Annotated in this window: 24 protein-coding genes; 16 read left to right on the top strand and 8 right to left on the bottom strand. The window is 72.0% G+C overall.

Annotated features, from left to right (window positions below; genetic code table 11):
- Window positions 1-219: 219 nt before the first annotated feature.
- Window positions 220-1,194 (bottom strand): carbohydrate kinase family protein, encoded by a 975-nt coding sequence (locus IE198_RS07540; protein WP_189884035.1) that lies wholly within the window; start codon window positions 1,192-1,194, stop codon window positions 220-222.
- Window positions 1,195-1,322: 128 nt separating this feature from the next.
- Here IE198_RS07540 and IE198_RS07535 point away from each other — a divergent pair, with 128 nt between their 5' ends.
- Together IE198_RS07535 and IE198_RS07530 are read left to right on the top strand one after the other, a co-directional pair.
- Window positions 1,323-1,547: a hypothetical protein gene (locus tag IE198_RS07535; protein ID WP_189884034.1), complete on the top strand. Its 225-nt coding sequence runs from the start codon at window positions 1,323-1,325 to the stop codon at window positions 1,545-1,547.
- Between the two features lie 112 nt (window positions 1,548-1,659).
- Entirely contained in the window at window positions 1,660-3,117 is a 1,458-nt protein-coding gene (locus tag IE198_RS07530; protein ID WP_189884032.1) for a hypothetical protein, read from the top strand.
- A 102-nt stretch (window positions 3,118-3,219) separates the two neighbouring features.
- Here IE198_RS07530 and IE198_RS07525 read toward each other — a convergent pair whose 3' ends face one another.
- Window positions 3,220-3,576 (bottom strand): HesB/IscA family protein, encoded by a 357-nt coding sequence (locus IE198_RS07525; RefSeq protein ID WP_005318559.1) that lies wholly within the window; start codon window positions 3,574-3,576, stop codon window positions 3,220-3,222.
- A 257-nt stretch (window positions 3,577-3,833) separates the two neighbouring features.
- Here IE198_RS07525 and nadA point away from each other — a divergent pair, with 257 nt between their 5' ends.
- On the top strand, window positions 3,834-5,021 hold the full coding sequence (gene nadA / locus IE198_RS07520; protein ID WP_189884030.1) for a quinolinate synthase NadA: 1,188 nt from the start codon (window positions 3,834-3,836) through the stop codon (window positions 5,019-5,021).
- 176 nt (window positions 5,022-5,197) lie between these two features.
- Here the strand turns inward: nadA and IE198_RS07515 are convergent, their stop codons facing one another.
- The 4 genes from IE198_RS07515 to IE198_RS07500 form a co-directional block, all read right to left on the bottom strand.
- The gene (locus IE198_RS07515; protein WP_189884028.1) at window positions 5,198-5,887 is read right to left on the bottom strand and encodes a response regulator; all 690 of its coding nucleotides are present in this window, start codon (window positions 5,885-5,887) and stop codon (window positions 5,198-5,200) included.
- Window positions 5,884-7,125 (bottom strand): sensor histidine kinase, encoded by a 1,242-nt coding sequence (locus tag IE198_RS07510; protein ID WP_189884026.1) that lies wholly within the window; start codon window positions 7,123-7,125, stop codon window positions 5,884-5,886. Before IE198_RS07510 ends, IE198_RS07515 begins: the two co-directional genes overlap by 4 nt.
- Window positions 7,126-7,483: 358 nt before the next feature.
- Window positions 7,484-7,768, bottom strand: a complete 285-nt coding sequence (gene pspAA / locus IE198_RS07505; RefSeq protein WP_189884024.1) for a PspA-associated protein PspAA — start codon at window positions 7,766-7,768, stop codon at window positions 7,484-7,486.
- A 32-nt stretch (window positions 7,769-7,800) separates the two neighbouring features.
- On the bottom strand, window positions 7,801-8,598 hold the full coding sequence (locus tag IE198_RS07500; RefSeq protein WP_189884022.1) for a PspA/IM30 family protein: 798 nt from the start codon (window positions 8,596-8,598) through the stop codon (window positions 7,801-7,803).
- A 273-nt stretch (window positions 8,599-8,871) separates the two neighbouring features.
- Here IE198_RS07500 and IE198_RS07495 point away from each other — a divergent pair, with 273 nt between their 5' ends.
- The 4 genes from IE198_RS07495 (at window position 8,872) to IE198_RS07480 (ending at window position 13,289) form a co-directional block, all read left to right on the top strand.
- Complete coding sequence (locus IE198_RS07495) at window positions 8,872-9,471, top strand: DUF3043 domain-containing protein (RefSeq protein ID WP_189884020.1); 600 nt, start codon at window positions 8,872-8,874, stop codon at window positions 9,469-9,471.
- A gap of 71 nt (window positions 9,472-9,542) precedes the next feature.
- Window positions 9,543-10,280, top strand: coding sequence for a class I SAM-dependent methyltransferase (locus tag IE198_RS07490; protein WP_189884393.1), 738 nt, complete (start codon window positions 9,543-9,545; stop codon window positions 10,278-10,280).
- Window positions 10,281-10,364: 84 nt separating this feature from the next.
- Window positions 10,365-12,152 carry an ABC transporter ATP-binding protein gene (locus IE198_RS07485; RefSeq protein ID WP_189884018.1) on the top strand — a complete coding sequence of 596 codons (1,788 nt, stop codon included), beginning with the start codon at window positions 10,365-10,367 and terminating at the stop codon, window positions 12,150-12,152.
- Between the two features lie 51 nt (window positions 12,153-12,203).
- Window positions 12,204-13,289, top strand: a complete 1,086-nt coding sequence (locus IE198_RS07480) for a S1C family serine protease (protein WP_189884016.1) — start codon at window positions 12,204-12,206, stop codon at window positions 13,287-13,289.
- Window positions 13,290-13,440: 151 nt separating this feature from the next.
- On the opposite strand, the gene IE198_RS07475 is transcribed toward IE198_RS07480, so the two are convergent.
- Window positions 13,441-13,644, bottom strand: a complete 204-nt coding sequence (locus IE198_RS07475) for a hypothetical protein (RefSeq protein ID WP_189884014.1) — start codon at window positions 13,642-13,644, stop codon at window positions 13,441-13,443.
- Window positions 13,645-13,739: 95 nt separating this feature from the next.
- Between IE198_RS07475 and IE198_RS07470 the strand changes: the two genes are divergently transcribed.
- From IE198_RS07470 to IE198_RS07460, 3 genes are all read left to right on the top strand, one after another.
- On the top strand, window positions 13,740-14,939 hold the full coding sequence (locus tag IE198_RS07470; protein WP_189884012.1) for a bifunctional adenosylcobinamide kinase/adenosylcobinamide-phosphate guanylyltransferase: 1,200 nt from the start codon (window positions 13,740-13,742) through the stop codon (window positions 14,937-14,939).
- A 61-nt stretch (window positions 14,940-15,000) separates the two neighbouring features.
- Entirely contained in the window at window positions 15,001-16,068 is a 1,068-nt protein-coding gene (gene cobT, locus IE198_RS07465; protein WP_189884010.1) for a nicotinate-nucleotide--dimethylbenzimidazole phosphoribosyltransferase, read from the top strand.
- Between the two features lie 368 nt (window positions 16,069-16,436).
- On the top strand, window positions 16,437-17,027 hold the full coding sequence (locus IE198_RS07460; RefSeq protein ID WP_189884008.1) for a hypothetical protein: 591 nt from the start codon (window positions 16,437-16,439) through the stop codon (window positions 17,025-17,027).
- Here the strand turns inward: IE198_RS07460 and IE198_RS07455 are convergent.
- On the bottom strand, window positions 16,976-17,731 hold the full coding sequence (locus IE198_RS07455) for a hypothetical protein (RefSeq protein WP_189884391.1): 756 nt from the start codon (window positions 17,729-17,731) through the stop codon (window positions 16,976-16,978). The genes IE198_RS07460 and IE198_RS07455 overlap by 52 nt on opposite strands.
- 77 nt (window positions 17,732-17,808) lie before the next feature.
- Between IE198_RS07455 and IE198_RS07450 the strand changes: the two genes are divergently transcribed.
- The 6 genes from IE198_RS07450 to IE198_RS07425 all read left to right on the top strand — a co-directional run bounded on the left by IE198_RS07450 (window position 17,809) and on the right by IE198_RS07425 (window position 25,572).
- A complete protein-coding gene (locus tag IE198_RS07450) occupies window positions 17,809-18,603 on the top strand; it encodes an adenosylcobinamide-GDP ribazoletransferase (protein WP_189884006.1) in 795 nt (264 codons plus the stop codon).
- Between the two features lie 376 nt (window positions 18,604-18,979).
- Window positions 18,980-20,491: a leucyl aminopeptidase gene (locus tag IE198_RS07445; RefSeq protein ID WP_189884004.1), complete on the top strand. Its 1,512-nt coding sequence runs from the start codon at window positions 18,980-18,982 to the stop codon at window positions 20,489-20,491.
- A gap of 558 nt (window positions 20,492-21,049) precedes the next feature.
- Window positions 21,050-22,438: a dihydrolipoyl dehydrogenase gene (gene lpdA / locus IE198_RS07440; protein WP_189884002.1), complete on the top strand. Its 1,389-nt coding sequence runs from the start codon at window positions 21,050-21,052 to the stop codon at window positions 22,436-22,438.
- A 55-nt stretch (window positions 22,439-22,493) separates the two neighbouring features.
- Window positions 22,494-24,242 carry a 2-oxoglutarate dehydrogenase, E2 component, dihydrolipoamide succinyltransferase gene (sucB, locus tag IE198_RS07435; protein ID WP_189884001.1) on the top strand — a complete coding sequence of 583 codons (1,749 nt, stop codon included), beginning with the start codon at window positions 22,494-22,496 and terminating at the stop codon, window positions 24,240-24,242.
- Between the two features lie 115 nt (window positions 24,243-24,357).
- A complete protein-coding gene (locus IE198_RS07430) occupies window positions 24,358-24,981 on the top strand; it encodes a GntR family transcriptional regulator (protein WP_189883999.1) in 624 nt (207 codons plus the stop codon).
- A 144-nt stretch (window positions 24,982-25,125) separates the two neighbouring features.
- Window positions 25,126-25,572 carry a hypothetical protein gene (locus IE198_RS07425; RefSeq protein WP_189883997.1) on the top strand — a complete coding sequence of 149 codons (447 nt, stop codon included), beginning with the start codon at window positions 25,126-25,128 and terminating at the stop codon, window positions 25,570-25,572.
- Window positions 25,573-25,735 lie beyond the last annotated feature (163 nt).

The raw sequence follows: 25,735 nt of genomic DNA, 5'->3' as shown, positions 1-25,735 counted from the left end.
CGGCCGTCGAGCCCTAGCGGGATTTCGAGGCACGGGGTACGGATACGAGTGCTTCCCCCATGCCGTACGGCCGGCCCGGGGGAAGCAGCCTCGTAGTCGGGTCCGCCGCGCGCAGCGGCCCCTGGAGGGGCACGGGGGCCCGGGCCGCCAGGCCCGGGGCGGACCCCGTAACCGGGTCCGCCCCGCGCGGCGGCCAGGCCCGCCGCCTCACCCGGTCCGTCAGGCCAGGTGCTCGCGGACCTCCGAGGCCGCGTCGTCGCCGTACGCCTTCGTGAAGCGCTCCATGAAGTGGGCGCGCCGCAGCGTGTATTCCTGCGTGCCCAGAGTCTCGATCACCAGGGTCGCCAGCATGCAGCCCACCTGCGCCGCCCGCTCCAGGCCCACGCCCCACGACAGGCCGGAGAGGAAGCCCGCGCGGAACGCGTCGCCGACGCCGGTCGGGTCGACCTTGGCGTCCTCGTCGGGGCAGCCGACCTCGATCGGGTCCGCGCCCACGGACTCGATGCGGACGCCGCGCGCGCCGAGGGTGGTGACACGGTGGCCGACCCTGCCGAGGATCTCCTCGTCGCTCCAGCCGGTCTTGGACTCGATGAGGCCCTTCTCGTACTCGTTGGAGAACAGGTACGCCGCACCGTCCAGCAGTATCCGGATCTCGTCGCCACTCATACGGGCGATCTGCTGCGAGAAGTCCGCGGCGAACGGGATGCCGCGCGAGCGGCACTCCTCGGTGTGGCGCAGCATCGCCTCCGGGTCGTCCGCACCGATCAGGACGAGGTCGAGGCCGCCGACGCGGTCCGCCACCGACTTGAGCTCGATCTGTCGGGCCTCGCTCATCGCGCCCGTGTAGAAGGAGCCGATCTGGTTGTGGTCGACGTCCGTGGTGCACACGAAGCGAGCGGTGTGCAGGACCTCGGAGATACGGACGGACGCCGTGTCGACCCCGTGGCGGTCGAGCCAGGCCCGGTACTCGTCGAAGTCCGCGCCCGCGGCGCCGACCAGGATCGGGCCGGTGCCGAGCTGACCCATGCCGAAGCAGATGTTCGCTCCGACTCCGCCCCGGCGCACATCGAGCGTGTCGACGAGGAAGGAGAGGGAGACCGTGTGCAGCTGGTCCGCGACCAACTGGTCGGCGAAGCGGCCGGGGAAGGTCATGAGGTGATCGGTGGCGATGGAGCCGGTGACTGCGATACGCACGGTGAGGCGCTCCTGAGGCGGTCTGGCAGTGACAGTTCACGCTACCGGGTCCTGCGTACCCGCCGAGTGCGGAAACTACCCGATAGTAGGGCTTTTTTCCTGGACTCCCAGGTGCATACGGTGCGGCTATGACGAAGCACAGCGCCGCGCTCGAGCCGCGCACGCCACACGATCCGCGGGAGTACGAGATCAGTCTGGCCCAGCTTCGCGGCGACTGTGCCCGAATGGCTCCACACTGGGTCGTACCGGCGGCTGCGGCACCGAGGCCCGTGTCCCCGTCCCTCATCCACGGTGTCGTGGTGCCGCCCGCCTCCGCACGGCTGGTGGACGCGATGTCCGACTACGGCTACTGACGCGCAGGACTGCCGTGTCGCCGCCGGGGAGAGGCGAAGGGAACCACGCGCTCCCCCGCTCCGTCCCACCCGTGTCCTCCGCAGCAGGAGGCACGAGACAAGGAGCGATGCGGTGAGCAGCACGGAGAACACGCACGAGACTCCCCGCCGTCGGCGTTCCGCGCTGGTCGTCGCCTCTGTGGCGGCCGCGGTGCTGGTGGCCGGCGGGGGCGGCGCGTACTTCGCGACCTCCGGCTTCGACAGCGGCGAAGGCGCCGGGGCCACGGACACCGGAAGCGGTTCCGGCGATGGGAAGAACCCGCCGCTGCTCGCCCTGGACACCGGCGGGCCCCGGGCCGAGCGTGGCATCGCGCCGGGTGGTGAGCCCGACCCGACCGGGGGCGTCGTCTACCGGCCGGAGGGCGACCTGCCGAAGGGCCCCGACAGTGCGGCCGTGCACCGCGCGAAGGGATCGGTCACCGAGGCGGAGGTGTCCCGTCTCGCGAAGGCGCTGGACCTGCCGGGGACCCCGCGGCTCGAGGGGCCGGCGTGGAAGGTGGGCCCGTCCAAGGACGGACAGGGACCGACGCTGCAGGTGAACAAGGAGGCGCCGGGGAGCTGGACCTTCGCCAGGCACATCGCGTCGCCCGGCGGCGACAACTGCCTGAAGGGCAAGGCGTGCCCGTCCCGCGGCGCCGACGAGCCCGGCCCGGCCGTGAGCGAGGCAGAGGCGAGGAAGGCGGCTGCCCCCGTGCTCGAGGCGGTCGGCCAGGGCGACGCCGATCTGGACGCGGGTCAGCTGATGGGCGCCGTACGGGTGGTGAACGCGAATCCCGTCGTGAGCGGCCTGCCGACGTACGGCTGGTCGACCGGTGTCCAGGTGGGTGCGGACGGCGCCGTCGTCGGCGGCAGCGGTCAGCTGAAGGAGCCCGTGAAGGGGCACACATATCCCGTGATCTCCGCAGAGGAGGCGGTCGAGCAGCTGAACGAGGCCGGCAAGGAAAGCGGTCGTGTCCGGATCGGCGGGTGCGCCACCCCGGTGCCCCACAAGGACGAGCCGACTGCCGAGACACCGTGCGAACCCGAGAGCTCCCCGGCGGCACCTGATCGGCTGACGATCCGCAAGGCCGTCTTCGGGCTCTCCACGCAGTACGTGGACGGGCGGCAGGCACTCGTGCCCTCGTGGCTGTTCGAGGTGTCGGCGAAGGACGGGGACCGGCCGTTCACCGTGACGCACACGGCGGTGGAGGAGCGGTTCCTCAAGAGTGCGGAGCCGCCTGCGAAGGACGTCACCCCCGTGGACCCGCCGAAGGACCCCTCCGAGCAGACGGGTCCCGCCCAGATCTCGTACAGCGTCGACGGGCGGACCCTGAAGATCACCTTCTGGGGCGGCGTGTGCAGCGACTACGCGGCGAAGGCGACCGAGACGGACGACCAGGTGAAGGTGCGGATCGTGGAGACGAATCCGGACCCCAAGCGGGTCTGCATCCTGCTGGCCAAGGAGCTCACGGAGTCCGTGACCCTGGAGAAGCCGCTGGACGGCCGGAAGGTCGTCGACGCGGAGGGCAAGCCGCTGCCGCGCAAGGGGTAGCGGCCCGGGGTCGGCGGCCCGGCCCTTTACGCATTACGCAGACGTGCCGAAGGCGGCGGACCGGGAACCGGTCCGCCGCCTTCGGCATGTGCAGCCGGAGTCCTAGCTGAACGAGTCGCCGCAGGCGCAGGAGCCCGTGGCGTTCGGGTTGTCGATCGTGAAGCCCTGCTTCTCGATGGTGTCGACGAAGTCGATGGAGGCGCCGCCCAGGTACGGGGCGCTCATGCGGTCGGTGACGACCTTGACGCCGTCGAAATCCTTCACGACGTCGCCGTCGAGCGAGCGCTCGTCGAAGAACAGCTGGTAACGCAGGCCGGAGCAGCCGCCGGGCTGAACCGCGACGCGCAGCGCCAGGTCGTCCCGGCCTTCCTGGTCCAGCAGGGCCTTGACCTTGGCCGCGGCGGCGTCGGACAGGAGGATGCCGTCGCTCACGGTGGTGGTCTCGTCCGATACGGACATCTGCTTCTCTCCCGGGTTGTGCGGACTGCTTGCCGATGGTGAAACCGGCGTGGCCGCGGATTCATTCCGGGCCGGCCCGTCTTTGCGCTTCGTGCCTCTTCATGCTCGCACACCGGGACGAAGTGCGGCACGGTCTGTGGACAGGGGGGTGCGTCACATCGACGCTATGGCCATCGTCAAAGTGACGTGAAGCGGTTATGATAGATAGCGTCAAATAGACGAGAAGTCCTCAGCCAGACGAAGAAAGGGTGCGTGTCGTGACCACCGCCCCAACCCGCCCCGAGCTCGACGTATCGCCGACTCCGCTCGCCCTCCTGCTGCTCGGCCGTGAGGCCGACCCGCGGAGCGAGCGCGGCGTGGAGTGCCCCGGCGACCTGCCCTCGCCGTCCGACCCGGACCTGGTGGAGCGCGCCCGCGCGGCCAAGGAGAAGCTCGGCAGCAAGGTCTTCGTCCTGGGGCACCACTACCAGCGCGACGAGGTCATCCAGTTCGCCGACGTCACCGGCGACTCCTTCAAGCTGGCGAAGGACGCCGCGGCCCGGCCGGAGGCCGAGTACATCGTCTTCTGCGGTGTGCACTTCATGGCCGAGTCGGCCGACATCCTGACCTCCGAAGACCAGAAGGTCGTGCTGCCCGACCTGGCGGCCGGCTGCTCGATGGCCGACATGGCCACGGCCGAGCAGGTCGCCGAGTGCTGGGACGTGCTCACCGAGGCGGGTATCGCCGAGCAGGTCGTCCCCGTTTCGTACATGAACTCCTCGGCGGACATCAAGGCCTTCACCGGCAAGCACGGCGGCACGATCTGTACGTCGTCGAACGCCAAGCGGGCGCTGGACTGGGCCTTCGAGCAGGGCGAGAAGGTGCTCTTCCTGCCGGACCAGCACCTCGGCCGCAACACCGCCGTCCGTGACATGGGGATGTCCCTCGAGGACTGCGTGCTCTACAACCCGCACAAGCCGGGCGGCGGACTGACCGCGGAGGAGCTGCGGAACGCCAAGATGATCCTGTGGCGCGGCCACTGCTCTGTCCACGGCCGCTTCTCGCTGGACTCGGTCAACGACGTGCGTGAGCGCATCCCGGGCGTGAACGTCCTGGTGCACCCGGAGTGCAAGCACGAGGTCGTCGCCGCCGCGGACTACGTGGGCTCGACGGAGTACATCATCAACACGCTGGAGGCGGCCCCGGCCGGCTCGAAGTGGGCGATCGGCACGGAGCTGAACCTGGTCCGTCGCCTGGCGAACCGATTCGCGGACCAGGGCAAGGAGATCGTCTTCCTCGACAAGACGGTCTGCTTCTGCTCGACGATGAACCGCATCGACCTGCCGCACCTGGTGTGGACGCTGGAGTCGCTGGCCGAGGGGAACCTGGTCAACCGCATCCAGGTCGACCAGGAGACGGAGAGCTTCGCGAAGCTCGCGCTGGAGCGGATGCTGGCGCTGCCGTAGCGGTGACGTCGCACAGGCTGAGGGGCACCCGCCACGGGCGGAGTGCCCCTCAGGCGTGTCCGGCCGGCCGCGGGCGCCGCGCTGCGGCCGAGGTCCGGGCGGCTCGCCGTGAGTGCGGGGGCCCATCCGCTGCAGCGGCTCTTGGCTCCTCCCTCCGCGCCTGCGGTACGGCGCCCTCACTCCGCCCTCGGCCGTACCAGGCCCGACTCGTACGCGGTGACCACCAGTTGGGCCCGGTCACGAGCGCCCAGCTTGGCCATGGCCCTGTTCACATGGGTCTTGACCGTGAGCGGGCTCACCTCGAGCCGCTCCGCGATCTCGTCGTTGGAGTGCCCGCCCGCCACCAGGACCAGCACCTCCCGCTCGCGGACGGTGAGAACCGACAGCCGCTGCGAGCGGTCCCGCGCCTGGCGGCCGTCGTCCTCCGCCGTGCCGCCCTGCGCGAGGAACGTGGCGATGAGGCCCTTGGTCGCGGCCGGTGACAACAGCGCCTCGCCCGCGGCGGCGACACGGATGGCGTTCAGCAGTTCGTCCGGTTCCGCTCCCTTGCCCAGGAACCCGGAGGCGCCGGCCCGCAGCGACTGCACGACGTACTCGTCGACCTCGAAGGTCGTCAGCATGACGATCCGTACGTGCGACAGCTCCGGGTCCGCGCTGATCGTCCGGGTGGCGGCGAGGCCGTCCGTACCGGGCATCCGGATGTCCATCAGGACCACGTCGGCCCGCTCGGAACGGGCCAGCGCCACGGCCTGCGCCCCGTCGGCCGCCTCCCCGACGACCTCCATGTCCGGCTCGGAGTCCACCAGTACCCTGAACGCGCTGCGCAGCAGCGTCTGGTCGTCCGCGAGCAGCACCCTGATCGTCATCCGTCCTCCCCCGCCGGGTTCGACCGAACCTGCAGCGGCAGTATCGCCTGCACCCGGAACCCGCCTCCGTAGCGGGGGCCCGCCGTGAGGGTGCCGCCGAGGGCGGTGACGCGTTCGCGCATGCCGAGCAGGCCGTGCCCGCCGTTGTCGTCGGGGCTCTTGGCCTCTTCCAGGCCGTTGTCGATGACGGTCACCTCCAGCCGGGAGCCGACCCGTACGACGCTCACCTCCGCCTTGGCGTCCGGCCCCGCGTGCTTCTGCACATTGGTCAGCGCCTCCTGGATGATCCGGTACGCGGCGAGGTCGACGGCGGCGGGCGGCACTTCGCCGCCGTCGGCGCGGGCGACCTCGACGGGCAGGCCGGCCTGGCGGAACGTGGTGACCAGTTCGTCGAGGACCGCCAGACCGGGCGCCGGTTCGGTGGGCGCCTCCGGGTCCCCCGACTGACGCAGCAGCCCGACGGTGGCGCGCAGCTCGTTCAGCGCGGAACGGCTCGCCTCCCGTACGTGCGCGAGCGCCTCCTTGGCCTGGTCCGGACGCTTGTCCATCACATGTGCGGCGACGCCGGCCTGCACATTGACCAGCGCGATGTGGTGGGCGACCACATCGTGCAGATCGCGGGCGATCCGCAGCCGCTCCTCCGCCACCCGGCGCCCGGCCTCCTCCTCGCGGGTCCGCTCGGCCCGCTCCGCCCGCTCCCGTATGGCGTCGACGAAGGCGCGGCGGCTGCGGACGGCGTCACCGGCGGCGGCCGCCATGCCGGTCCAGGCGAAGATGCCCAGGTTCTCCTGCGTGTACCAGGGGCTCGAGCCGAAGAACATGGCCGAGCCGGTCAGCACCGCCATGGTCAGCAGGCCCACCCGCCAGGTGGTGGGCCGGTCGGTGCGCGCGGCAACGGTGTAGAGGGCGATCACGGCGCTCATCGCGACGGGGGCCGCCGGGTCGCCGGCGACCAGCTCGACGACGGACACCGCGCCGGTGACCAGCAGCACCCCCATCGGCTCCCGCCGCCGGAAGACCAGCGCGGCCGCGGCCACCAGTATCAGGGCCACGCTGCGCGGATCGGGGATGCGGGTGCCGAAGGTGGGCCCGTGCGGGCCGTGCGGGTCGGCGAACGATCCGGCGACCATGCAGACCAGCGCGGCGAACGCCAGGGCACCGTCGAAGGCCAGCGGGTGCGCGCCCAGCCAGCGGCGGGTGCGGTCGTACCGGGCGGCGAGTGGGGTCACGTCGGGCAACGTTACGCGTGGCGTCGGAGGACGTGGCCGCGGCAGGGGCGTGGCCGCGATTGGCGGCCGGGACACGTACGGCGGGCGGGGGCGCGGTCCGCCGCGCCGGCGGGCGGCACCGTGTCGTTCCGCCCCTCCCCGAAACCGGGCTCCTCTCCCTACGCCTGGCGGCGTGGGACCCAGGCTCCGTTCACCGCGCTGCGCGCGGTGTTTCGGGGGCTCTGCCCCCGGACGCCCGCGCCTCGGACGCCGGCGGGGCTGCATGCGCGGAGCGAGGTCCGGGGATGTCCCGCCACACGGCGGAGCCGCAATTCGGTACAGCGGAAGGGGGCGGGTGGGAAAATTGCCGCCCCCGGCGGGAGGTGGGTCAGTCCGGGGTCGGAATCAAGCCGTTCTCTCCGAGGAGCTCCCGGACCTCCTCCAGGGTCGCCTCCGCCGCCGGCAGGATCAGTTCCGACGGTTCCAGGGAATCGTCCGGCAGCGGCTCCCCCAGATCGCGGACCTTCTCCAGCAGCGCGTGCAGGGTCCGGCGGAAGCCGGTCCCGTCGCCGCTCTCCATCTCCGCGAGCAGTTCGTCGTCGAGCTTGTTCAGCTCGGGGAGGTGGCTCTCGGCCACCTCCAGCTGGCCCTCCCCCATGATCCGTACGATCATGACGAGTCCTTACTGTCCGTCCGTACTGTCCGTCACTGCTTGTCGAACTTGTGGGGGCTGCTCTGCTGCTGCGCGGCGTCCGTCGAACCTCCGGTGCCGCCCTCGATCGCCTGCTGCGACGCCGGGCCGCCGGCCAGCTCCGCCTTCATGCGCTGGAGCTCCAGCTCGACGTCCGTACCGCCCGAGAGCCGGTCCAGCTCCGCCTGGATGTCGTCCTTCGCCAGGCCCGACTGGTCGTCGAGCGCGCCGGAGGCGAGCAGTTCGTCGATCGCTCCGGCCCGGGCCTGGAGCTGCGCCGTCTTGTCCTCCGCGCGCTGGATCGCGACGCCGACGTCGCTCATCTCCTCCGAGATGCCGGAGAACGACTCCGCGATCCTGGTCTGCGCCTGCGCCGCGGTGTACGTGGCCTTGATGGTCTCCTTCTTCGTACGGAAGGCGTCGACCTTGGCCTGCAGCCGCTGCGCGGCGAGCGTCAGCTTCTCCTCCTCGCCCTGGAGGGTCTGGTGCTGCGTCTCGAGGTCGGTGACCTGCTGCTCCAGCGCGGCACGGCGGGAGAGTGCCTCGCGAGCCAGGTCCTCGCGGCCGAGCGCCAGGGCCTTGCGGCCCTGGTCCTCGAGCTTGGAGGACTGTCCCTGGAGCTGGTTCAGCTGCAGTTCGAGGCGCTTGCGGGAAGTCGCCACGTCGGCGACTCCGCGGCGGACCTTCTGCAGCAGCTCCAGCTGCTTCTGGTAGGAGTAATCGAGGGTCTCGCGCGGATCCTCGGCCCGGTCGAGGGCCTTGTTCGCCTTCGCGCGGAAGATCATCCCCATACGCTTCATCACACCGCTCATGGGCTTCGCGCGCCCCCTTCTGACGGACTACGGCTTCAGCACTCCAACTAGAACCCAGCGTACGGGCCCTGCATCCATTACCGCACTGTTCGGGCGCGGATGCGCTCATCCCCAAGGACGACTGCGGACGGCTCCGATCCGGCGCAAGGAGTAGGTGCCTGTCAGGGGAGCCGTGCGTGCCGTCCCGTTCTGTCCGGTACGGACGCACGCCGTTGCGGGATCGTTCCCCACCGGGGTGGGGTCCATGCCCGGCAACCCGTACCCTTGGGCTTTGTGTTCCGTAGCCGTTCCAAGGAAGAGAAGGCCCCCACCGCGAAGGTGACGGCGGACCTCTCCAAGCAGCCCCGCGACCCCGAGGCCCCCAAGGGCCGCCCGACGCCGAAGCGCAGTGAGGCCCAGGGCCAGCGCCGCCGTGCGAGCAGCGGCGCTCCGCTGGACCGCAAGGAGGCGACGAAGCGCCAGCGCGAGGCGCGCCGTGCGGACCTGGCCAAGCAGCGTGAGGCCCTCGCCAGCGGCGACGAGCGTTATCTGCCGGCCCGCGACAAGGGACCGGTGCGGCGTTTCGTCCGTGACTTCGTTGACTCCCGCTTCTGCATCGCCGAGTTCTTCCTGCCGCTCGCGGTGGTGATCCTGGTGCTGAGCATGATCCGGGTCGCCCAGTTGCAGAACGTGGCGCTGCTGCTCTGGCTCGGCGTGATCGTGCTGATCGTCGTCGACTCGATCGGCCTGACGATCCGCCTGAAGAAGCAGCTGCGCGAGCGCTTCCCGGACGAGCCGAAGCGCGGCGCCGTGGCCTACGGCCTGATGCGTACGCTTCAGATGCGTCGGCTTCGGCTGCCGAAGCCGCAGGTCAAGCGCGGAGAGCGGCCCTGAGCGCCAATTCTTCGCGGCCTGGCGGCTTCACGCCGGAGGCCTCTGCGAACTGGCTCGCCGGTGCGGGCGGACTGCGCAACACCGTCCGCCAGGAACTCGTGGCCCGTCAGCTCGAGGAGCAGATCAGTGCCCGGTATCCCGTCGGCCAGCGCCTACGGGTCCTCGACGTCGGCATGGGCCAGGGCACGCAGGCCCTGCGGCTGGCGCGCGCCGGGCACACGGTCACCGGCCTGGAGTCCGACGCCGTGATGCTCAAGGCCGCCCGTGAGGCGCTGGCGGGCGAGCCGGCCGGAATCCGCGAGCGGGTCCGGCTGGTGGAGGGCGACGGCCGGGACACCGGTGTGCACTTCCTGCCGGGCAGCTTCGACGTGGTGCTCTGCCACGGCGTGCTCATGTACGTCGAGGAGCCGGACGCGATGCTCGCCGGCCTGGCCAGGATGCTGGCGCCCGGCGGGCTGCTGTCGCTGCTCGTACGCAACGGGGACGCCTTGGCCATGCGGCCCGCGGCGGCCGGGGACTGGCAGTCGGCGCTGGACGCCTTCGACACGACCACCTACACCAACCGGCTCGGACTGCGGGTGCGGGCCGACCGGCTCGGGGCGCTGACGGCGACGCTCGCGGGGATCGCGGCGCCGCTGCACGCCTGGTACGGAGTGCGGATCTTCACGGACAACGTCGGCAACGAAGTCGAACTCCCCGCCGCCCACGAGCTGCAGCAGGTGCTGGCGCTGGAGGAACGCGCCGGCCGCACGGACCCGTACCGCGGGGTGGCCGCGCTGCTGCATCTGTGCGGAGTGCGTCGGATCTGACCCCGGACGGCGGGATCGCGCCACAGTGCCCGCAGTGCGACGCCCCCGGTCAGGCGACCGGGGGCGTTCGGCGTCCTTCGGGGCATGATCACTGACGAAAGGGCCGGGACGCCCGCCGCACGACTGTCGACCGGTGAGACCTGGCGGGCTCTGTACCGGCACTTCCGACCGCACCGCTCGGCCGTCGCGCTCGGCGCCGCGTTCACCCTCGTCGGCGCGGCGAGCGCGTTGGCGCAGCCCCTGGCGACCAAGGCACTGGTCGACCGGCTCGGCGGCGACGGGTCGATCACCGGGATCCTTGTGCTGCTCACGGCGCTGGTGGTGCTCGGGACGGCCGTCGAGTCGGTGGGTGCGTACATCCTGGCGCGTACCGCGGAGTCGGTGGTCCTGACGGCCCGGCGCACGTTGATCACACGGCTGCTGCGGCTGCGGCTGCCGGAGATGGAGCGGACACAGCCGGGCGACCTGATGTCGCGGGTCACGTCGGACACGACCCTGCTGCGCACGGTCACGACCCAGTCGGTCGTCTCCGCCGGCACAGGCGGGTTGTCCTTGCTCGCCACGATCGCGCTGATGGGCGTGATGGACCCGGTGCTGCTCGGTGTCACGCTGGGCGTGATCGTGCTGGTCGTCGGAGCCACCGCGCTGGTGATGCCACGGATCGCAGAGGCCACGAAGCGTTCCCAGGAGGCGGTCGGCGAGATATCGACCGTACTGGAGAGGGCGTTCGGGGCGTTCCGTACGGTCAAGGCGTCGGGTGCGGAGGACCGGGAGACGGCGGTCGTCGAGGACGCCGCTCGCCGGGCGTGGCGGCACGGCCTGCGGTCCGCGAAGTGGGAGGCGGTCGCCTGGTCGTCCGTCGGCCTGGCCGTGCAGGTGTCGTTCCTGGCCGTACTGGGGATCGGCGGGGCACGGGTCGCGTCGGGCACGATCCAGGTCTCGACGCTGGTGGCGTTCCTGCTGTTCCTCTTCTATCTGATCGAGCCGATCTCCGAGCTGATGGAAGCGGCCACCCAGTACCAGGTCGGCTCTGCGGCGATCGCGCGGATCCAGGAGGCGGAGCGGCTGGAGGCGGAGACCCTGACCGCGCCGTCGGGGACCGGCAGCGGGCCGGCGGCCGTGGCCTTCGAGGACGTCACCTTCCGTTATCGGGACGATCTTCCCCCCGTCCACCAAGGCGTCTCCTTCACGGTGCCCGGCGCGGGGACGACCGCCTTCGTCGGACCGTCCGGTGCGGGCAAGACCACGGTGTTCGGCCTGATCGAGCGCTTCTACGAGGCGACCGGCGGCCGGGTCCTCGTCGACGGCAAGGACGTACGCGACTGGCCGCTCGCCGATCTGCGCGCCTCCATCGGCTACGTCGAGCAGGACGCCCCCGTACTGGCCGGAACCCTGCGCGAGAACCTGGTCTTCGGGGCGCCGGACGCGGACGACGAGCAGATCACGCAGGTGCTCGTACGGGCCAGGCTGGACGCCCTCGTCGAACGGCTGCCGGACGGGCTCGAAACGGTGGTCGGGCATCGCGGCTCGAAGCTGTCCGGCGGTGAACGCCAGAGGGTGGCCATCGCGCGTGCGCTGCTGCGCAGACCGCGTCTGCTGCTGCTCGACGAGGCGACCTCGCAGCTCGACGCGGTCAACGAGATGGCGCTGCGGGACGTGGTCGCGGAGGTGTCGCGCGAAGTGACGGTCCTCGTGGTCGCGCACAGGCTGTCGACGGTCACCCTGGCGGACCGGATCGTGGTCATGGACGCCGGAAAGGTCCGTGCGGCGGGCTCGCACCACGAGCTGATGGCCACCGATCCGCTGTACGGGGAACTGGCGGCGACCCAGTTCCTGGCGTCGGCTCCACGGGCCTCGTCCGACGCCCCCTGATCGGAGGCGCACCGCAGGCACCGGCCCGCCACCAAAAGGGATACTCCGGGCATGTACGTATCCCCCCGCACCGGCCGACGGGCCCTACGGCTGCTGCTGTCCGCGAGCGCCGGGCTGTGCGCGATCGCCGTGGCGGGCGGCTGCACACCGGGGGCCGGCCCGGTGTCCGCGCCTTCCACCCGGGCCGGGGCCCGCGCCGCCGCCCCGGTCGCCGCGAGCGAACTCGAGGACGACTACCGGGAGGTCATCGCGAACGTGCTGCCCTCGGTCGTCCAGATCGAGGCCGGCCGGAGTCTGGGCTCCGGCATCGTCTACGACGACAAGGGACACCTCGTCACCAACGCGCACGTGGTCGGGGACGGGAGACGTTTCAGGGTCACCGTCGCCACCGGCGAGCAGCCGCTGACCGCGACGCTGGTGTCCTCCTTCCCCGAGCAGGACCTCGCCGTCATCAAGCTCGACTCGATCCCTCCGGGCCTGCGCGCCGCGCGCTTCGGCGATTCCTCCGCGGTGGCGGTCGGCCAGATCGTCCTCGCCATGGGTTCACCGCTCGGCCTCTCCAGCAGCGTCACCCAGGGCATCGTCTCCGCCGTCGGACGTACCGTCAGCGCGAGCAGCGAGGGCGGCGGAATCGGGGCGACCCTCGGCAACATGGTGCAGACCTCGGCGGCGATCAATCCCGGCAACAGCGGTGGCGCGCTGGTCAATCTGAACAGCGAGATCATCGGCATCCCGACGCTCGCCGCGTCCGATCCCGGCCTGGAAGGCAGTCCGGCGCCGGGTATCGGCTTCGCGATCCCCGTCTCGATGGTGCGCACGGTGGCCGACCAGATCGTCAAGTACGGCGAGGTACGGCGTTCGGGCCGGGCCGCCCTGGGCATCACGGGCCGCACCGTGCTCGACCACAGCTACCGCCCGTCCGGCGTGGCGGTGGTCTCCGTGACGCGCGGCGGCGCCGCGGAGCAGGCAGGCATGCGGGCGGGGGACATCATCACGAAGGTCGGAAACACGGAGATCACGACGATCACGTCCCTGGCGGAGGTGCTGGCGTCGCGGAGCCCCGGCGAGAAGGTGCGCGTGACGGTGGAACGCGGCGCGGCGGAACGGACGGTCGAGGTCACGCTGGGCGAGATCTGACGGGCCCTCGGGGCGGGCGGCGGGCCGGGTGCCGCGTGTCCGGGGCGGCCCGGTCCGTGCCCGTGACGCCCTGGGGCGGGGCCCGTTCCGGCGCAACGCACCCCGACCCGGCCCGACCGAAGGGGCGCAGCGCGCCCCCCGGCGTCGAGCGTCAGGACTCGTGGAGGCTCATCGGGCCGTAGATCTTGCTGCCGTCCTCGGAGAGGACGACCTGGTCCGCGCCGCCTTCCTGGAGTTCGCGCCAGTGCTCGCCGATCCAGGACTCCGCGTCGCCCTGCGTCGTGAACTCCTCCGGCTCCACCGCCGGCGGGACCTCCGTACCGTCGGACCTCTCGAACCGCCACGTCCACGCCATGTGCGCCTCCCACGTCCTTGGGGCAAGCTGATCAGTTGCTGCCCGCAGCGTAGCCGGGCGCGCACCGCCCCGGGAGAGACGGCAGGATCAGAGGCGTGGAACTGACTCTGCTCGGCACCGGCGCCCCAGCCGGTCTCCCCCGGCCCGACTGCCCCTGCGCCGTGTGCGCCACCGCCCGCGGACCGGAGGCGCGGGCCGCGACCGCGCTGCTCGTGGACGGCGCGCTGCTTCTCGATCTGACGCCGGGCGCCGCGCTCGCCGCGGCCCGCGCGGGGCATTCCCTCGTGGGCGTACGGCAGGTGCTGCTGACGCATCCTCATGACGGGCCGGCCCTGGATCTGCCGGCCGGGCTGCCGACGGCGGGGCGGGTGCCGGACGGGCGGGAGTTGACACTGATCAGCGGGCACCGGGTGCGTGCGCTGCCGATGGACCACCCGGGCACGGGGTACGAGGTGACGTCCCCGGACGGCGACCGGCTGCTGTATCTGCCGCCGGGGGCAGCCCCCGCCGGTCTCGCCGAGGGACTGGCGGCCTACGAGATGGTCGTGGCCGACGTCGTGGGCCGCCCTGACGCGATCGCCCGGCTGCGGGCGTCCGGGGCGATCGGCGCGACGACGGACGTGATCGCCGTGCATCTGGACCACGACGCCCCGGGCGGACCTGAGCTGGCCCGGCGCCTGGCGGCCGCGGGAGCCCGCGCGGTACCGGACGGGACGACGCTGATCGTCGGCGAGTACCACGCGGTGCCGGACGTGCCCCGGCGGACCCTGGTGACGGGTGGGGCTCGTTCGGGCAAGTCGCTGGAGGCCGAGCGGCGGCTGGACGCCTTCCCCGACGTGCTGTACGTCGCGACGGGGGGCGGCCGGGACGACGACCCGGAGTGGGCGGCCAGGGTGGCCGCGCACCGTGAGCGCCGGCCCGGTTCGTGGCGTACGGCGGAGACGTGCGATCTGGTGCCGGTGCTGGCGCAGGACGGGCCTCCGGTCCTGATCGACTGCCTGTCTCTGTGGTTGACGGACGCGATGGACAAGGCGGGCGCCTGGGACGACGAGCGCGGGGCCGCGGAGGGCGAGCGCGCGCTGCGCGAGCGGGTCGGCGAACTTCTCGCGGCGGTACGGGCGACGTCCCGTACGGTCGTGGCCGTGACGAACGAGGTGGGCTCCGGAGTGGTGCCCGCCACGGCCTCCGGGCGGCGCTTCCGTGACGAGCTCGGCCGGCTGAACTCGGCCTTCGCCGCCGAGTGCGAGCAGGTGCTGCTGGTTGTCGCGGGCCAGGCCCTCGTACTGCGCGGCTGAGCCACGGGCCGGGCCGGTACTGCTCGGCCCGGCCGCACCCGGTGCCGGTACTGTTCGGCGAATGAGCAGGCTGAATCTCGACGACTTCTCCGATCTGATCGAGCGCCCTGACAGCGGCAGGCGGCGTGATGCCGAGGAACGCCGGGAGCGGCTGACCGTGGCGCCCGGTGCGCTGGGCCGTCTCGACGAGCTCGGCGAGTGGCTGGCCGCCGCACAGGCCTCCGTACCGGTCAGGGCGGTCGAGCACCCGCGCGTGGTGCTGTTCGCCGGTGACCACGGTGTGGCAGAACTGGGCGTCTCCGCCCGGGAGTCGGGCAGCGCCCACCGGCTGGTGCGCGATGTGCTGGAGGGCGTGAGCCCGGTGGCCGTGCTGGCCCGCAGGGCGGGCGTGCCGGTGCGGATCGTCGACGCCGGCCTGGACTGCGACCCCGCGCTGCTGCCCGAGGAGGTGTCACGGCACCGGGTGCGGCGCGGCAGCGGCCGTATCGACATCGAGGACGCGCTCACCGTCGAGGAGGCGGAGCAGGCCGTACGCCTCGGCATGGCGATCGCCGACGAGGAGGCCGACTCGGGGACCGATCTCGTCGTCCTCGGCGATCTGAGCGTCGGCGGTACGACACCGGCGGCGACGCTGATCGCGGCGCTGTGCGGCACGGACGCCTCGGTGGTGACGGGACGCGGCGGTGCGGGCATCGACGACCTGGCCTGGATGCGCAAGTGCGCGGCGATCCGGGACGCGCTGCGGCGGGCCCGGCCGGTGCTGGGCGACCAGTTGGAGCTGCTGGCGGCCGTGGGCGGTGCGGACCTGGCGGCGACGACGGGATTCCTGCTGCAGAGCGCGGTGCGACGGATGCCGGTGATCCTGGACGGCGTGGTGTCGGCGGCGTGTGCGCTGGTCGGGCAGCGGGCCGCGTTCCGGGCACCGGACTGGTGGATCGCGGGGCAGGTGAGCGGTGAGCCGGCGCAGACGAAGGCCCTGGACCGGATGGCGCTCCACCCGGTGCTCGACCACGGTGTGACGGTCGGCGGGGGAACGGGTGCCATGCTCGCGCTCCCGCTGGTGCAGGCGGCGGCCGTGCTGGCGGCGGAGCTGCCGGAGCGTGAGGAGACGGCCGCCGGCGCGACGTGACGCCAGGGGCGTTCCGCCGTTCCGGGGAGCGCCTGCGGCGGGCGGCCGGGTGGCCTGCGACGGCCCGTTCCCCCGGCGGGGCGGGGACCGGTCCCGGACCCCTGCCCCTGACGGCTCCGGGGCCCATGGCCCGGCACCGCTCTTCGGACGGTGACCTCGATCGCCGGACGGTCGCATGTACCGCTGCGCGACAGACCGGCCGTGCCGGGAGTGCCTTCCGCCGGACGGGGGCACGGGGAAACGCGACTGGGGGACCGCTGCCCCCCGTGCGCCGGCGTCGGCGCCCCGACAGGGCCCCGGAGGCGTGACCGGGCGCGCTCGAGCCGTGGCCGGCCGAGGCCCCCGGCGCACCCGAGCTCGCCACCGTCATGCTCACCGCACTGCTGCACCTGGTGCAGAAGCAGCCGTGGGGGCTGGGGCCGATCGAGGCGATCGGCTTCGTACGGGCCGGGGACCCGTGGTGGCTCACGCTGCTGAGGACTCCGCTGTCGCTCTTCGTGCCGGTGCTCGACCTGCCGGTGTGGGGCGCGCTGGCGCAGATCCTGGTGGTGTTCGGCATCGCGGAGATCACGCTCGGTCCGCTGCGGACCCTGGCCGTCGCCCATCTGGCGACGCCGACGGGGACGACGTACGCCCGGATCGGTGTCGCGGTCGGACCTGACGGGCTCCTCGGGCTGCCCGTCTCCGACGCGCAGATCGTCGACACCGGCCCGTCGGCCGCCGTGGTGGGGCTCGCGGTCCACGTCTGCCACCGCTACCGGGCGTGGCTGACGACGGGGCTGGTCGTCCCGGCGATGGTGGCCGAGGTGCTGGTGAAGAACAACCTCGCGGGCAAGGAGCATCTGGTGGCGATCGCGGCGGTGCTGGTCGTCTGTGCGGTGCCGGAGGCCGGGGGACGACGCCCCGGTCACGGCTCCCGGGGCGGCACCCGATCCGGCGTCCCGCCGATCAGATCCTGAAACGCCCGACGGGGGCCCGCCCAGCGCCGGTCGTGGCGGATCGACCGCAGCCTGGCCCGCGCCCGGGCCTTCGGGCGGCGCCGGTAGAACCTGCGGGCCCAGTACGACTGGGGGCGGGCCAGGCGCAGTGCGCCGACGAGCGCCAGCAGCGGCACGAGCACACCGAGCAGGCCCATCCTCGTCTTGCCCTTGAGAAGGGCGATCAGTGCGAAGAGCAGATTGCCCACCACCGTGAGGATCACCACGGCGCGGTTCTGCTGTTCGTCCGGAGTCAGTGCGTTGACACCGAGCGGTGAGGAGCCGCTGAGGACCAGCAGCGCGAGGGCGGTGGCCAGCACGACGACCTCGACGCTCTGGCGGCCCTGCTCGGTCCAGTAGACGTCGGCCAGATGGAGGATCAGGGCGAACTCGTCGAGCACCAGTCCCGCCCCCATGCCGAAGATCACCGCACACACGGCGGCGGCGCCGCCGTGTGTGCCGCTGCCGACGGCACCGAAGCCGCCGATCACCATGAGGATGACGCCCGGCACCACGTGGTGGATGTGCATCCCGCCGGGATTGACGTTCCTGAACGGCCCCCGCTCGGCCCTGATCAGCCGGGTGATCGTGCGCGTGATCAGGAACGTGAGCACGAACGAGGCCAGCGCGAGCAGCATCGGGAGCTTTCCGGGCTCCATGATGTTGCGGTAGAACCAGTGACCCATGCCACCCGCTTCCGTTTCACCCGGTCTGTCCGTCATGCGCAATCTACCGCCGAGAGGTCCGGGCTACCCTTCGCGCGATGACTCCTCCGACCGCCGATCCGCCCCTCGCGCACGGCATACGTTTCGCCTTCGGCACCCTGACCGTGCTCCCCGTCCGCGTCACCCGCTGGGACCGCGACGCCGCACGCGCCGGGATGCTCTGCGCACCGCTCGCCGGACTGGTCGTCAGCGTGTTCGCGGCGGCGGCCGGCGCTCTGCTGACCCTGCTGGGCGCGGGACCGCTGCTCGCCGCCACGGCCACGACCGCGGTGCCGGCCGTCCTCACCCGGGGCCTGCACCTTGACGGGCTCGCCGACACCGCCGACGGCCTCGGCAGCGGCAGGCCGGCGGACGACGCGCTGCGCATCATGAAGCAGTCCGACATCGGCCCGTTCGGCGTCATCACCCTGCTGTTCGTCCTCTTCGCTCAGGTCGCGGCGCTGGCGGAGCTGTACGCGCAGAGTTGGGCGCTCGGCGCCACGGCCGCCGCCCTCAGCGGCGTCACCGCCCGGCTCGCGCTCACCCTCGCCTGCCGCCCCACCGTCCCGGCGGCCCGCCCCGAGGGCCTCGGCGCGGCGGTCGCCGGCGTCGTCCCCGTACGCGCCGGAGTCGCGGTGACCGCCCTGGTCGCCGTATGCGCTGCGGCAGCGGGCACGCTCTTCGGCCCGTACGCCGCACTCCACCACACCCTGGCGACGGCGACCGGCCTGCTGGTCGCCCAACTCCTGCTGCGCCACTGCGTGCGGCGCTTCGGAGGTGTGACGGGTGACGTGTTCGGGGCACTGGCGGAGACGGCGGGGACGGTGACCCTGGTGGCGCTGGTCCTCGGCTGACTGCCCGGCTTCACCCGGCAGACGTACGGCAGTTCCCCCTGCCCGATCCCGGAGCGGGCAACCGCGGAGCCCCGCCCGGTTGCCGGACCGGCGTTTCAGGGCGGAGGGGGACAACGTCGCGTTTCATCGGCCGGGCGCCAACTCCTGCTCGGAACAGCCACGTTGTGACTCGAGGCGGAGAAGCAGACCGGTCCTCCGCCCGGACGGGACCGGCAGCGGCCTTGGAGGCGGACGCGGACGGGTACACCGCGCGCACGGGCGAACCGCCGCCGCCGTGAGTGATGTGCACTGCCGCGCGTAGGCTCTCCTCCGGTGTGAGGTGTCGATCCGCCTCGCCGCCACCCTCAGAACTCAACGGAAGCGAGATTTCACCACCGTGACTGCTCTCACTCTCAGCACTGCAGGCGCTGCGACGCTGCGCGCCGACGCCCTCGTCGTCGGCGTGGCGAAGGGCGCCAAGGGCCCGGTCGTCGCGCCGGGCGCCGAGGCCGTGGACAAGGCGTTCGACGGCAAGCTCGCCTCCGTTCTGGAGACCCTCGGCGCCGGCGGTGGCGAGGGCGAGATCACCAAACTGCCCGCACCGTCCGGCATCAAGTCCGCTGTCGTGCTGGCGGTCGGTCTCGGCACCGCGCCGGAGGACGACGACGCGTACGGCACCGAGGCACTGCGCCGCGCGGCGGGTGCGGCGGCGCGTGCGCTGAGCGGTGCCAAGAAGGCAGCCTTCGCGCTGCCCATCGAATCCGTCGAGGACGCCGAGGCCATCGCCGAGGGCGCGCTGCTCGGCGCGTACGCCTTCACCGCTTACCAGGAGAACGGCAAGGACTCGAAGAAGCCGCTGGCCGAGGTCGCTCTGCTGGGTGCCAAGCCCCGGGACAAGGCCTTCAAGGCCGCCGCGGAGCGCGCCGTCGCGCTGACCGAGGAGATCAACCGCGCGCGTGACCTGATCAACACCCCGCCGAACGACCTCACCCCAGAGGCCTTCGCCGCCGTGGCCACCGCCGCCGGCAAGGAGCACGGCGTCAAGGTGCAGGTGCTCGACGAGAAGGCACTGGTCAAGGGCGGCTTCGGCGGCATCCTCGGCGTCGGCCAGGGCTCGCAGAACCCGCCGCGCCTGGTGAAGCTCTCCTACACCCACTCCAAGGGCGCCAAGCACCTGGCACTGGTCGGCAAGGGCATCACCTACGACTCGGGCGGCATCTCCCTGAAGCCGGCCGGCCACAACGAGACGATGAAGTGCGACATGAGCGGCGCGGCCGCGGTGTTCGCCGCGGTCGTCGCTGCCGCCCGTCTGGGCCTCGAGGTCAACGTCACCGGCTGGCTGGCGCTCGCCGAGAACATGCCGTCCGGCACGGCCACCCGCCCGGGCGACGTACTGCGCATGTACAGCGGCAAGACGGTCGAGGTGCTCAACACCGACGCCGAGGGTCGTCTCGTCCTCGCCGACGCACTGACGAAGGCGTCCGAGGAGAACCCGGACGCGATCGTCGACGTGGCGACGCTGACCGGCGCGATGGTGCTGGCGCTCGGCAACCGTACGTTCGGGATCATGGCGAACGACGACGCGTTCCGTACCTCGATCCACGAGATCGCCGAGGAGGTCGGCGAGGCGTCCTGGCCGATGCCGCTCCCCGCAGATCTGCGCAAGGGCATGGACTCGCCGACCGCCGACATCGCGAACATGGGTGAGCGGATGGGCGGCGGCCTGGTGGCCGGACTGTTCCTGAAGGAGTTCGTGGGCGAGGGCATCACGTGGGCGCACCTGGACATCGCGGGTCCCGCGTTCCACGAGGGTGCACCGTACGGCTACACGCCGAAGGGCGGCACGGGAGCGGCGGTCCGCACGCTGGTGAAGCTCGCGGAGCGGACGGCCGCCGGCGACCTGGGCTGAGGGCCCGGGCCCGCCGCGCGGGCCCGCTCCCCTGCCCGCCCGTCCCGAACCCGGGGCCCCGGTCAGCGCGGTGTGCCTCGACCGCCGGACGGGCCGCAAGTGCCGCTGCGCGGCAGACCGGCCCGCCGGGCGCCGACACCTTCGCTCCGCGAAACCCGTCCCGCCGACGGGGGAGGTCGAGGCCCCGCCGGCGGCGCCTCCCACGGCGGCCGGGCCGTAGCGGGAGTGAGGCACGGCGGTCCGGGTGGGGTCCCCCGGACCGCCGTGCCTGAGGGGAGGACCCCGGAAGCCGGTCCGGGCGGCGCCCCGGTTCCGGGGAAGGGGCGGGATGCGGAACAGGCCCCGAAGGCAGGGCGGTACCACCCGGTAATCCAAGAACGCGGTCAAGCTCACTGTCCCAAGCTCCGGCCCCGCGTCCCACCTTCGGTCAACAAGTGCAAAGATGGGTTCCCGGCAGGACAGGGCCCCACCACAGGGCCGAAGAAACAGCGGCCGAACACCAGCCGCCGCCCGGTCATCGAGGACCGGCGAACGGCGCACATGCATGGAGGACGTGACGTGGCGAACGACGCCAGCACCGTTTTCGACCTAGTGATCCTCGGCGGTGGTAGCGGCGGTTACGCTGCGGCGCTGCGCGGAGCTCAGCTGGGCCTGGACGTCGCACTCATCGAAAAGAACAAGCTCGGCGGCACCTGCCTGCACAACGGTTGCATTCCCACGAAGGCTCTGCTGCACGCCGGCGAGATCGCGGACCAGGCTCGTGAAGCCGACCAGTTCGGTGTCAAGACCTCTTTCGAAGGCATCGACATCGCGGGCGTTCACAAGTACAAGGACGAGGTCGTCTCCGGCCTCTACAAGGGTCTGCAGGGTCTGGTCGCCTCCCGCAAGGTGACCTACATCGAGGGTGAGGGCCGACTGTCCTCCCCGACCTCCGTCGACGTGAACGGCCGGCGCGTGCAGGGCCGCCACGTCCTTCTGGCGACCGGTTCCGTACCGAAGTCGCTGCCGGGTCTGGAGATCGACGGCAACCGCATCATCTCCTCCGACCACGCGCTGAAGCTGGACCGCGTCCCGCAGTCCGCGATCATCCTGGGCGGCGGTGTGATCGGCGTCGAGTTCGCGTCCGCGTGGAAGTCGTTCGGCACCGACGTCACGATCGTCGAGGGCCTCAAGCACCTGGTCCCGGTCGAGGACGAGAACAGCTCGAAGCTGCTGGAGCGCGCGTTCCGCAAGCGCGGCATCAAGTTCAACCTGGGCACCTTCTTCGAGAAGGCCGAGTACACCCAGGACGGCGTGCGGGTCACCCTCGCCGACGGCAAGACCTTCGAGGCCGAGGTCCTCCTGGTCGCCATCGGCCGCGGCCCGGTCTCCCAGGGCCTCGGCTACGAGGAGCAGGGCGTCGCGATGGACCGCGGCTACGTTCTGGTCGACGAGTACATGCAGACCAACGTGCCCACGGTCTCCGCCGTCGGCGACCTGGTCCCGACCCTCCAGCTCGCGCACGTCGGCTTCGCCGAGGGCATCCTGGTGGCGGAGCGGCTGGCCGGTCTGAAGACCGTCCCGATCGACTACGACGGTGTGCCGAAGGTCACGTACTGCCACCCCGAAGTCGCCTCCGTCGGCATCACCGAGGCCAAGGCCAAGGAGATCTACGGTGCGGACAAGGTCGTCGCCCTGAAGTACAACCTCGCGGGCAACGGCAAGAGCAAGATCCTGAAGACCGCGGGCGAGATCAAGCTCGTCCAGGTCAAGGACGGCGCCGTGGTCGGCGTCCACATGGTCGGTGACCGTATGGGCGAGCAGGTCGGCGAGGCTCAGCTGATCTACAACTGGGAGGCTCTGCCGGCCGAGGTCGCGCAGCTCATCCACGCGCACCCGACGCAGAACGAGGCTCTCGGCGAGGCGCACCTGGCGCTGGCCGGCAAGCCGCTGCACTCCCACGACTAGTCAGTCACGGGCGCGACAGACCACTTCCGCACTTTCGTAAGGAGCAACTGAAACCATGGCGGTTTCCGTAACCCTTCCGGCGCTCGGCGAGAGCGTCACCGAGGGCACTGTCACCCGCTGGCTGAAGGCCGAGGGAGAGCGCGTCGAGGCCGACGAGCCGCTGCTCGAGGTGTCGACCGACAAGGTCGACACCGAGATCCCCGCCCCCGCAGCCGGCGTTCTGGCCTCCATCAAGGTCGCCGAGGACGAGACCGTAGAGGTCGGCGCCGAGCTGGCCGTCATCGACGACGGCAGCGGTGCACCCGCTGCCGCCCCGGCTCCGGCCGCTGCCGAGGCCCCGGCTCCGGCCGCCGCCCCGGCCCAGGAGGCGCCGCAGGCGGCGCCGTCCACCGAGGCCGCCGCCCCGGCCCCCGCGCCGACCGCTCAGGCCGCGGCCGGCGGTGGTGCCGCCGAGGGCACCGACGTCGTCCTTCCCGCGCTCGGCGAGAGCGTCACCGAGGGCACCGTCACCCGCTGGCTGAAGGAGGTCGGCGAGGAGGTCACGGAGGACGAGCCGCTGCTCGAGGTCTCCACCGACAAGGTCGACACCGAGATCCCCGCCCCGGCGTCCGGCGTGCTGCTGGAGATCGTTGTCGCCGAGGACGAGACGGCGGAGGTCGGCGCGAAGCTGGCCGTCATCGGTGCGAAGGGTGCGGCTCCGGCCGCTGCCCCCGCTCCGGCCGCGCCTGCCCCGGCCCCCGCGCCGGCGGCCCCGGCTCCGGCACCCGCCGCCCCCGCCCCGGCTCCTGCTCCGGCTCCTGCTCCTGCCGCCCCGGCTCCCGCCCAGGCCCCGGCGGCTCCCGCCGCGCCCGCCGCCCCGGCTGCCGTCGAGGCGAGCGACGCGTACGTGACCCCGCTGGTCCGCAAGCTCGCCGCCGAGAACGGCGTCGACCTCGGCACGGTCAAGGGCACCGGCGTCGGTGGCCGTATCCGCAAGCAGGACGTCATCGCCGCCGCGGAGGCCGCCAGGGCCGCCGCCCCGGCGCCGGCCGCCGCTGCCGCTCCGGCCGCGGCGCAGGCGCCGAAGCTCGAGGTGTCCCCGCTGCGCGGCCAGACGGTCAAGATGACCCGCATGCGCAAGGTCATCGGCGACAACATGATGAAGGCGCTGCACGACCAGGCCCAGCTGACCTCGGTCGTCGAGGTCGACATCACCAAGCTGATGAAGCTGCGCGCCCGTGCGAAGGACGCGTTCGCGGCCCGTGAGGGAGTCAAGCTCTCCCCGATGCCGTTCTTCGTCAAGGCCGCCGCCCAGGCGCTGAAGGCCCACCCGGTCGTCAACGCCCGGATCAACGAGGCCGAGGGCACCATCACGTACTTCGACTCGGAGAACATCGGCGTCGCCGTCGACTCCGAGAAGGGTCTGATGACGCCGGTCATCAAGGGCGCGGGCGACCTCAACCTCGCCGGTATCGCCAAGAAGACCGCCGAGCTCGCGGGCGCCGTGCGCGCCAGCAGGATCACGCCGGACGACCTCGCCGGTGCGACCTTCACCATCAGCAACACCGGCTCGCGCGGTGCGCTGTTCGACACGATCATCGTGCCGCCGAACCAGGTCGCCATCCTGGGCATCGGCGCCACCGTCCGCCGCCCGGTGGTCGTCAACCACCCGGACCTCGGCGAGACGATCGCGATCCGCGACATGACGTACGTCGCGCTCTCCTACGACCACCGTCTGGTGGACGGCGCCGACGCCGCCCGCTACCTGACGACGGTCAAGGCGATCCTCGAGGCCGGCGAGTTCGAGGTCGAACTCGGCCTCTGAAACACGCGGCTGTAACCAGGCTCACCTGCTGCGCCCCCGCTCGGGAGTACATCCCGGCGGGGGCGCAGCCGTATTGTCTAAGGGCCAAGGTCGACGCGGCTTTAAGGAGCGCTCCATGACCATCCCCGTCGTCCACTCGCTGCGGGATCAGATCCGCGAGCACATCGTGGAGGGGATCGTCAGCGGCCGCTGGAAGCCGGGGGAACGCATCGTCGAGCGCCGTATCGCCACCGAGCTCGAGGTCTCCCAGACGCCGGTGCGCGAGGCGCTGCGCGAGCTGGAGTCGCTGCGGTTGATCGAGTCGGCCCCCAACAAGGGCGTCCGGGTAAGGAACCTGACCGCCGCGGACCTGGAGGAGAGCTACCCGGTCCGGGCGGGCCTGGAGCAGATCGCGGCGGAACTCGCGGCCGACCGGCTGGCGGACGACTGCTCGGCGCTGTCGCCCCATGTGACGGCCCTCTACGAGGCGGACCGGACCGGCGACTCCGCGGGCCAGGTCCGCCACACCGTCGCCTTCCACCGCGAGCTGGTCCGCGCGGCGGGCAACGGCGTGCTCCTGCACACCTGGGAGGGCCTCGGCATCGAGGTCTTCACGGCGCTGTCGATCCGCTGGCTGGGGACGGTGCAGAAGTCGTACGCGGAGGAGCACCAGGATCTGGTGGAGGCGTTCCGCCGACGCGATCCGGACATCGGCGCCCTGGTGAAGGCCCACGTCCTCGGCTGCGCGCCCCGCGCCTAGCCCTTGGGCGCGGCGCCCCTGATCGGGATGCCGGCAAGGGGGCGATGGCTGGAGAACGACCACTCAGCTCCCAACTTCCTCGACCCAGTGGACAGTCGAGTCGCCGCGGCCGAAGTTCGGCAATCCGGCCGGGGGAAACGACCGGTGACCGAAACGAGTCGCCGCCGCAGCGGGCTGCTCGGCTCTCCGCCCGCGCCGGCGGACAGCACCGGACCTGCCAAAGGCACTGCTGTAGCCGACAGCATCCCGGCCACCGACGGGGGCCGGATCCTCGACCTGTGGGCGAACGGCGGAGCGGGTTCGGATGGCCGGCTTCGGCGCCCCGGTCAGGCCGGTGCCGACATGGTCGGACTGAAAGAGGCCGCCCCGCGCCCGCACCCGCGGGACACCGCACTGATCGACGCGGCATGCGCGGCCGCCGGCAGCACCTTCGTACCGCCCGGCCCCCTGCTCGAGGAGTACCGGGGGCCGACCCGGCTCGACGAGCCCCTCCCCGGCGAACTTCTCGAGCCCGGCGACGGGACGGCGGAAATCGCCGACGACGAGGATGTCGGCCCACTGCGGTTCCACCGTTTCTTCGACTGCATGTGACATCGTCGCAGCCGTCGCCCTCCTGCGGTGGACGCGGCACGGTGTCGTGAATGCACCGATTCACCCCGGCACCGGGTGCCCACTTTTGCGGCACCGGATGCCAATTTCTCCCCAGGCTTTGATCGATCATCGATCAGCGACTTAGAGTGCCACCCGGGGCGCC

It is taken from the genome of Streptomyces xantholiticus (assembly GCF_014651015.1).
Lineage (GTDB): Bacteria > Actinomycetota > Actinomycetes > Streptomycetales > Streptomycetaceae > Streptomyces > Streptomyces xantholiticus.
Note: the sequence above shows the minus strand (reverse complement) of the source record. Positions and strands in the feature narration are given on the sequence as shown.

Excerpts from the sequence above, each read along its gene's own strand:
- sucB (WP_189884001.1), top strand. The coding sequence starts at position 22,494 with ATGGCGGTTTCCGTAACCCTTCCGGCGCTCGGCGAGAGCGTCACCGAG.
- IE198_RS07450 (WP_189884006.1), top strand. The coding sequence starts at position 17,809 with ATGACTCCTCCGACCGCCGATCCGCCCCTCGCGCACGGCATACGTTTC.
- IE198_RS07485 (WP_189884018.1), top strand. The coding sequence starts at position 10,365 with ATGATCACTGACGAAAGGGCCGGGACGCCCGCCGCACGACTGTCGACC.
- IE198_RS07475 (WP_189884014.1), bottom strand. The coding sequence starts at position 13,644 with ATGGCGTGGACGTGGCGGTTCGAGAGGTCCGACGGTACGGAGGTCCCG.
- pspAA (WP_189884024.1), bottom strand. The coding sequence starts at position 7,768 with ATGATCGTACGGATCATGGGGGAGGGCCAGCTGGAGGTGGCCGAGAGC.
- cobT (WP_189884010.1), top strand. The coding sequence starts at position 15,001 with ATGAGCAGGCTGAATCTCGACGACTTCTCCGATCTGATCGAGCGCCCT.
- IE198_RS07515 (WP_189884028.1), bottom strand. The coding sequence starts at position 5,887 with ATGACGATCAGGGTGCTGCTCGCGGACGACCAGACGCTGCTGCGCAGC.
- IE198_RS07430 (WP_189883999.1), top strand. The coding sequence starts at position 24,358 with ATGACCATCCCCGTCGTCCACTCGCTGCGGGATCAGATCCGCGAGCAC.
- IE198_RS07525 (WP_005318559.1), bottom strand. The coding sequence starts at position 3,576 with ATGTCCGTATCGGACGAGACCACCACCGTGAGCGACGGCATCCTCCTG.
- IE198_RS07455 (WP_189884391.1), bottom strand. The coding sequence starts at position 17,731 with ATGGGTCACTGGTTCTACCGCAACATCATGGAGCCCGGAAAGCTCCCG.
- IE198_RS07500 (WP_189884022.1), bottom strand. The coding sequence starts at position 8,598 with ATGAGCGGTGTGATGAAGCGTATGGGGATGATCTTCCGCGCGAAGGCG.
- IE198_RS07535 (WP_189884034.1), top strand. The coding sequence starts at position 1,323 with ATGACGAAGCACAGCGCCGCGCTCGAGCCGCGCACGCCACACGATCCG.
- IE198_RS07480 (WP_189884016.1), top strand. The coding sequence starts at position 12,204 with ATGTACGTATCCCCCCGCACCGGCCGACGGGCCCTACGGCTGCTGCTG.
- IE198_RS07460 (WP_189884008.1), top strand. The coding sequence starts at position 16,437 with ATGCTCACCGCACTGCTGCACCTGGTGCAGAAGCAGCCGTGGGGGCTG.